Origin of the sequence: Eggerthella sinensis (assembly GCF_003339815.1) — a bacterium.
In the GTDB taxonomy this organism is placed as follows: Bacteria; Actinomycetota; Coriobacteriia; order Coriobacteriales; family Eggerthellaceae; genus Eggerthella; species Eggerthella sinensis.
In genome coordinates, this window is record NZ_PPTT01000060.1 from 1 (window position 1) to 5,244 (window position 5,244).

Consider the following 5,244-nt stretch of genomic DNA (forward strand, 5'->3'; position numbering starts at 1 on the left):
ACGAAAGCGCGGGGCGCCCGCAGGGGCGCCGCAGAACCTTGAAAACCGGATACTGAGAAGCAAGAATTAACATAGCCAAGCACATGAATCTTGTTGTACGGAAACCCGGCCCGAGGCGAACCCCCCTTGAAGGGGCGAGCAGCGGGCCGAAACCAAGATCGAACGCAAGCGGGCAGCGATGCCCGCCTCTTAAACGGAGAGTTTGATCCTGGCTCAGGATGAACGCTGGCGGCGTGCCTAACACATGCAAGTCGAACGATTAAACCGTCCTCGGACGGACATAGAGTGGCGAACGGGTGAGTAACACGTGACCAACCTGCCCCCCGCTCCGGGACAACCTTGGGAAACCGAGGCTAATACCGGATACTCCTCGCCCCCCTCCTGGGGGGCCCGGGAAAGCCCAGACGGCGGGGGATGGGGTCGCGGCCCATTAGGTAGACGGCGGGGTAACGGCCCACCGTGCCTGCGATGGGTAGCCGGGTTGAGAGACCGACCGGCCACATTGGGACTGAGATACGGCCCAGACTCCTACGGGAGGCAGCAGTGGGGAATTTTGCGCAATGGGGGAAACCCTGACGCAGCAACGCCGCGTGCGGGATGACGGCCTTCGGGTTGTAAACCGCTTTCAGCAGGGAAGAAATTCGACGGTACCTGCAGAAGAAGCTCCGGCTAACTACGTGCCAGCAGCCGCGGTAATACGTAGGGAGCGAGCGTTATCCGGATTCATTGGGCGTAAAGAGCGCGTAGGCGGCCTTTCAAGCGGGATCTCTAATCCGAGGGCTCAACCCCCGGCCGGATCCCGAACTGGGAGGCTCGAGTTCGGTAGAGGCAGGCGGAATTCCCGGTGTAGCGGTGGAATGCGCAGATATCGGGAAGAACACCGATGGCGAAGGCAGCCTGCTGGGCCGAAACTGACGCTGAGGCGCGAAAGCTAGGGGAGCGAACAGGATTAGATACCCTGGTAGTCCTAGCCGTAAACGATGGGCGCTAGGTGTGGGGAGGGTCATCCTCTCCGTGCCGCAGCTAACGCATTAAGCGCCCCGCCTGGGGAGTACGGCCGCAAGGCTAAAACTCAAAGGAATTGACGGGGGCCCGCACAAGCAGCGGAGCATGTGGCTTAATTCGAAGCAACGCGAAGAACCTTACCAGGGCTTGACATGCTAGTGAAGCCGGGGAAACCCGGTGGCCGAGAGGAGCTAGCGCAGGTGGTGCATGGCTGTCGTCAGCTCGTGTCGTGAGATGTTGGGTTAAGTCCCGCAACGAGCGCAACCCCTATCGCATGTTGCCAGCATTCAGTTGGGGACTCATGCGAGACTGCCGGCGTCAAGCCGGAGGAAGGTGGGGACGACGTCAAGTCATCATGCCCTTTATGCCCTGGGCTGCACACGTGCTACAATGGCCGGTACAACGGGCTGCGAACTCGCGAGAGTGAGCGAATCCCTTAAAGCCGGCCCCAGTTCGGATCGGAGGCTGCAACCCGCCTCCGTGAAGTCGGAGTTGCTAGTAATCGCGGATCAGCATGCCGCGGTGAATACGTTCCCGGGCCTTGTACACACCGCCCGTCACACCACCCGAGTCGTCTGCACCCGAAGCCGCCGGCCGAACCCGCAAGGGGCGGAGGCGTCGAAGGTGTGGAGGGTAAGGGGGGTGAAGTCGTAACAAGGTAGCCGTACCGGAAGGTGCGGCTGGATCACCTCCTTTCTAGGGAGACACGAACGTGTCCGACGAGGTAGAGCCCTCAGGCTCCCTCGCCTGGAATAGAAAAAAACAATTTCTCGAAGGGTCCCGCACGACGGATCCGCTTGGCGAAGTCCTTTCCCGCTCTCTCAGCATCCGGCTTCCGGGGCTCTGCCCCCGGGAGGGCCGACGCCCTCCTTGCACCTTGACAGTTGCATAGCGTTTAGTGACACAATGATTTTCCCCTCGCGCGGCCCTTCGAAGGGGCGCGGGCAGGGGAGGCATCATCACGATCGCGATTTAAGTATCGATATGTATACTACCTGAGATATGAGAAGAAGATATTAAGGGCGCACGGCGGATGCCTTGGCACAGGAAGTCGAAGAAGGACGCGGCAAGCTGCGATAAGCTTCGGGGAGGCGCAAACGGCCCTCGATCCGAAGATCTCCGAATGGGGGAACCCAGCTGGGGTCATGCCCAGCTACCCGCATCTGAATGAAATAGGATGCGAGGAGGCAACCCGGGGAACTGAAACATCTAAGTACCCGGAGGAAGAGAAATCAACCGAGATTGCGCGAGTAGCGGCGAGCGAAAGCGCACCAGCCCAAACCCATGCACGTGTAAGCGTAAGGGCGTTGCTGCATGAGGTGTTGTGGGACCTCGCATTCCATGGTCCTTATGCCATGGACGGAGTTACAAAGGGACGCGGTAGCGGAACGGCCTGGGAAGGCCGGCGGAACAGGGTGACAGCCCCGTACGCGAAACCCCGCCCCCTCCGAGCGAGGCACCCGAGTAGCGCCGGGCACGTGAAACCCGGTGCGAATCTGGGGGGACCACCCTCCAAGGCTGAACACTCTCCTGTGACCGATAGCGAACCAGTACCGTGAGGGAAAGGTGAAAAGCACCCCGAGAGGGGAGTGAAACAGTACCTGAAACCGTGCGCCTACAAGCAGTCGGAGCAGCCTTCATTGCGCTGTGACGGCGTGCCTTTTGTAGAATGAGCCAGCGAGTTGCGGTATGCGGCGAGGTTAAGCTTTTAAGCGAGCCGCAGTGAAAGCGAGCCTTTAAGATGGCGAGTTAGTCGCATGCTGCAGACGCGAAGCCGGGTGAGCTATCCATGGGCAGGCTGAAGCGGGGGTAAGACCCCGTGGAGGGCCGAACCCACTTCGGTTGAAAACGGAGGGGATGACCCGTGGATAGGGGTGAAAGGCCAATCAAACCCGGAGATATCTCGTTCTCCCCGAAATAGCTTTAGGGCTAGCCTCGGCCGTTCTCCGACGGCGGTAGAGCACTGGATCGTCGAGGGGGCTTCACCGCCTACCGACACGAACCAAACTCCGAATGCAGTCGGATCAGAGGCCGGGAGTCAGAATATGTGGGCTAAGCTGTGTATTCGAAAGGGAAACAGCCCAGACCGCCCGCTAAGGTCCCCAAGTTCGTGCTGAGTGGCAAAGGATGTGCGTTTGCCTAGACAACCAGGATGTTGGCTTAGAAGCAGCCATGCATTTAAAGAGTGCGTAACAGCTCACTGGTCAAGTGGACATGCGCCGACAATTCACGGGGCTAAGCACGGCACCGAAGCGGCGGGCTAGATTTCATCTAGCGGTAGGGGAGCGTTCCATGCGGGGCGAAGCTCGAGGGGAACCTCGGGTGGACTGCATGGAAGCGAGAATGCTGGCATGAGTAACGAGAGCGGCGCGAGAAACGCCGCCGCCGTAAGCCTAAGGGTTCCTGGGCAAGGCTAATCCTCCCAGGGTCAGTCGGGAGCTAAGGCGAGGCCGAGAGGCGTAGCCGATGCACAACAGGCGGACATTCCTGTACCGCCGATGGACCGTTATACCGACGGGGTGACGGAGAAGGGTAGCCGAGCGGGGTTCTGGACGTCCCCGTGAAAGCGCGTAGGGAGTTGCGCATGGAAATCAGCGCAGCATATATCCTGAGACGCGAGACGAAAGCTTTTGCTGAAGTCGGCGAGCCCATGCTTCCGAGAAAAACCTCTAGGAAGGCACATCGGCGCCCGTACCAAAACCGACACAGGTGGGCGGGTAGAACATACCGAGGCGATCGGGAGAACCATGGTTAAGGAACTCGGCATACTGACTCCGTAACTTCGGGAGAAGGAGTGCCCCTGGCGGTGACGGGACTTGCTCCCCGAGCGGCCGGGGGTCGCAGCGAAACGGCCCAAGCGACTGTTTATCAAAAACACAGGACTCTGCTAAGCCGCAAGGCGACGTATAGGGTCTGACGCCTGCCCGGTGCTGGAAGGTTACGCGGATGGGTTAGCCTCACGGCGAAGCTCTGAAGCCAAGCCCCAGTAAACGGCGGCCGTAACTATAACGGTCCTAAGGTAGCGAAATTCCTTGTCGGGTAAGTTCCGACCTGCACGAATGGCGTAACGATTTGGGCGCTGTCTCAACCATGGACCCGGTGAAATTGTATTATTCGTGAAGATGCGAATTACCTGCGGAAGGACGGAAAGACCCCGTGAACCTTTACTGCAGCTTGACATTGATCGTTGGCTCGGCGCGTAGAGGATAGGCAGGAGGCTTCGAAGCCCGGGCGCCAGCTCGGGTGGAGCCGACCTTGGAATACTGCCCTCGTCGTGTTGGCGATCTAACCCCCGGCCGTGATCCGGCGGGGGGACCGTGTCAGGCGGGTAGTTTGACTGGGGCGGTCGCCTCCTAAAATGTAACGGAGGCGCGCAAAGGTCCGCTCAGAACGGTTGGCAATCGTTCGCAGAGCGCAAGAGTACAAGCGGGCTTGACTGCGAGGCCCACAAGCCGAGCAGAGACGAAAGTCGGTTCTAGTGATCCGGCGGCACAGAGTGGAATGGCCGTCGCTCAACGGATAAAAGGTACTCCGGGGATAACAGGCTGATCTTGCCCAAGAGTCCACATCGACGGCAAGGTTTGGCACCTCGATGTCGGCTCATCGCATCCTGGGGCTGAAGTCGGTCCCAAGGGTATGGCTGTTCGCCATTTAAAGCGGTACGCGAGCTGGGTTCAGAACGTCGTGAGACAGTTCGGTCCCTATCCTCCGCAGGCGCAAGAGGATTGAGGAGGTCTGCCCCTAGTACGAGAGGACCGGGGTGGACGGACCTCTGGTGCAGCAGTTGTCGACCAACGGCACGGCTGCCTAGCTACGTCCGGCACGGATAACCGCTGAAAGCATCTAAGTGGGAAGCCGTCTCCAAGATGAGTCCTCTTTCCGGTAAGGGCCCTCGCAGACCACGAGGTCGATAGGCCGCAGCTGTAAGCGCAGCGATGCGTTCAGGCGAGCGGTACTAATAGCCCGAGCTCTTCTTCACAAAACCATCTCGGACCGTCGCGGTCCGGTGTCGCGAGCGCTGTGCAACCGCCAGGGGCGCATGGAGGACGTGCGCGCCCTGAGCGGGCCGAATACCGGCCCGCGGGGGAACGCCCCCCGCGAGCGCGACCATGGAGGCAGGGATCACCCGGTCCCATTCCGAACCCGGCAGTTAAGCCTGCCATCGCCGAAAGTACTGCGGGTCCAGCCCGTGGGAGGACAGGACGTCGCGCTCGCGGAGGGCGTTTCAGCGCCGAGGGG

Annotated in this window: 3 rRNA genes; all 3 read left to right on the top strand. The window is 60.3% G+C overall.

Features of this window, described 5'->3' with window-relative positions:
- Window positions 1-190 precede the first annotated feature (190 nt).
- The 3 genes from C1876_RS17330 to rrf all read left to right on the top strand — a co-directional run bounded on the left by C1876_RS17330 (window position 191) and on the right by rrf (window position 5,219).
- Window positions 191-1,701, top strand: a 16S ribosomal RNA gene (locus tag C1876_RS17330).
- Between the two features lie 310 nt (window positions 1,702-2,011).
- Window positions 2,012-4,984 (top strand): 23S ribosomal RNA (locus C1876_RS17335).
- A 120-nt stretch (window positions 4,985-5,104) separates the two neighbouring features.
- Window positions 5,105-5,219: ribosomal RNA gene (gene rrf, locus C1876_RS17340) — 5S ribosomal RNA — on the top strand.
- Together the 16S, 23S and 5S rRNA genes form the textbook arrangement of a ribosomal RNA operon.
- Window positions 5,220-5,244 lie beyond the last annotated feature (25 nt).